The sequence below is a fragment of the Streptomyces sp. 13-12-16 genome (assembly GCF_002114215.1).
In the GTDB taxonomy this organism is placed as follows: domain Bacteria; phylum Actinomycetota; class Actinomycetes; order Streptomycetales; family Streptomycetaceae; genus Streptomyces.
Genome location: NZ_NCTE01000251.1, coordinates 1 through 2,112 on the forward strand (window position 1 = coordinate 1; position 2,112 = coordinate 2,112).

Genomic DNA, 2,112 nt, shown 5'->3' on the forward strand with positions numbered 1-2,112 from the left:
TTCAGAGTTTCTTTACTGGATCAAGGCGGCCCGCCTGCGGCGGGCCGCGCGCGCTGGCGGCCCGTGGCCGCCGTCGCTCCCTGTCTCCGCCACCGCTCCGGCGGCCCCCCGCCGCTCAGCGCGCAGCACCGCCAAGGCTGTCGACCAGGCCAGGAGGAAACCCGACCTCCCCGAGCACCAGGACCAGGCCGGCGCCGACCCCCCTGCCCAACCGGCCACCGCTCCAAGCCGGATGGGCCGCAGAGCCGCATGCGGTGCCCATGCGTCATGCAGCGCTGACAACGCTCCGGCCGGAATGGGACCGAGGACCGTGACGCATTGAAGAAGCGTGGTCGAGGCCGGCGGGTGGTTGCTGGAAACACACGTGACGGGTGCTCGTTCGGCGCACTCGCCGTCGTGGCTGACTTTCGGTGGCTCAGGTCAGAACTCCTCTCCAACTCGACAACGAGGAACCGGGGTTCCAGCAGCACCCGCATACGAGCACGCCAACCGCCCCGGTACCATCGGCACCGGGGTCCTGACCAGGGATTCCGAGACCGGGCCACCCTGAATGCTGTCCAGGCGGAGGGGTGGCCCGGTCTTCTGCTTGTGGGTCTACGGCTCAGCTCAGGGCCTTACCGACCTCGTAGATCGTGGGCCTGTCCTCGGGTGCCGGACTGAGCATGGCGTCGATCAATTCGCCCAGCTCGCCATGCACCTTCACAGGCCGGCGCTTGCCACTCGCGACGGCTTGTCTCTGCTCGGGGCGCGGTGCGTCGTCCGGGTACTCGACGGCCCGCCAGCCCGTGGCGGAAATGAGCAGGGACGCGCCGAGCGCATAGATGTCCGCTTCCTGCGTAGGCTGCGCCTCTCCGGTCGCAAGCACGCTGCGCGCGATCTCCGGCGCCTCGTAGTGGACGAGGCAGCCGCGGAACGGGAAGTCGTACCCCTCGGGGACGTGCCCGCCGCGTGCCAAGGCCAGGTCGATGAGGTGCGTGCGATCCGGGCCGATGATGAAGTGTGCGGGCTGCACGTCGCCGTGGGCCCAGCCCTTGCCATGTAGCTCGGCCAGCGCCTCTACGCAGCCGAGGGCCGCGCTGGTATGAGGTTCCGTACGAGAGTCCGGCTCACGACAGGGCTTCCACAGCTCGTACAGGTCGGGCCCTTCGTGCCACGGCTGGAGGTTCCAGGTGCCCAGCTCCCATTCGCCGTACGCGAAGTCATCGAGGCCGAGTCGGTACAGCACGGCCCCTTCGCGTGCGGGGGCGACTGCCGTCCAGGGCTGTGCGGGCCAGTCGGCCGTCGCCTCGATCGGGTAACCGACCTTCACGGCGTACTGCCCCCGATGGCTCTCGACCTCCCAGACCATCGAGCCCCGACGATTGACGACCAGGCGCTGAGCCCTGGGCATCAGTGCGTCGAGCACGACGATCGGCAGTTCAGGGGGTGTCCCGGACAACGTCTGTTCTCCTTCCGGGCGGCGCGGCCGACCCCGCATCGAGGCCGACTGCGTCGCTGGTGTCGTGTCGCTACGCCTGACCGTACGGACGGCCGCAGTCCGCGTCGCACTGCGCGAGGTTCGTGCCGTCCACGGTCCAGAGGTCGTCGAAGACCATGAACCCGGCCGCCTTCATCGCGTGTGCGGACTCGGCGACCTTCTTCGGGTCACGGGGCCCTCCGCCCGGCATGGGGTTGTGGTGGAGGAAGCGGCCCGCGTACCGGTCGCAGAGCGCGGCGTACTCCTTCGTGTGCAGGATGAGTGCGTGCAGACCGAGGTCCACGTCGTCGGACGGGACCATGGGGACGGTCGCGGTCGCGGCGGTGACCACGAAGGCCACCGCCTGGTCCGCGATCCGCTCGGCCCGTTCGCGGGACTGCCCGTCGTGGACGATTACGAAGTGGGTGAGGCTGTCGAACAGCTCCTCACCAGCCACCGCGCGACCGGTCTTCTGATCGTTGGCCGTTGCCGTCATGCGAATACTCCTTGAGTGTCGCTGTGTTCTGGCACTTGCGCCCGCATCGGTCGCCGAGGCACGGCTTATGACGACCGGGGGATGGAAGGCCGACCCCGAACGGGGAAGGGGGAGCCAGGGAAGGTGGCACCCCGTTCGGGGCGGCCGGTCTACTGGCTGG

Annotated in this window: 2 protein-coding genes; both read right to left on the reverse strand. The window is 69.1% G+C overall.

The features are described 5' to 3' along the window. Nucleotides 1–601: 601 nt before the first annotated feature. Complete coding sequence (locus B7767_RS11385; RefSeq protein ID WP_085572098.1) at nt 602–1,438, reverse strand: protein kinase; 837 nt, start codon at nt 1,436–1,438, stop codon at nt 602–604. A 70-nt stretch (nt 1,439–1,508) separates the two neighbouring features. Further along, nucleotides 1,509–1,952: a hypothetical protein gene (locus B7767_RS11390; RefSeq protein WP_085572099.1), complete on the reverse strand. Its 444-nt coding sequence runs from the start codon at nt 1,950–1,952 to the stop codon at nt 1,509–1,511. Nucleotides 1,953–2,112: the final 160 nt, after the last annotated feature.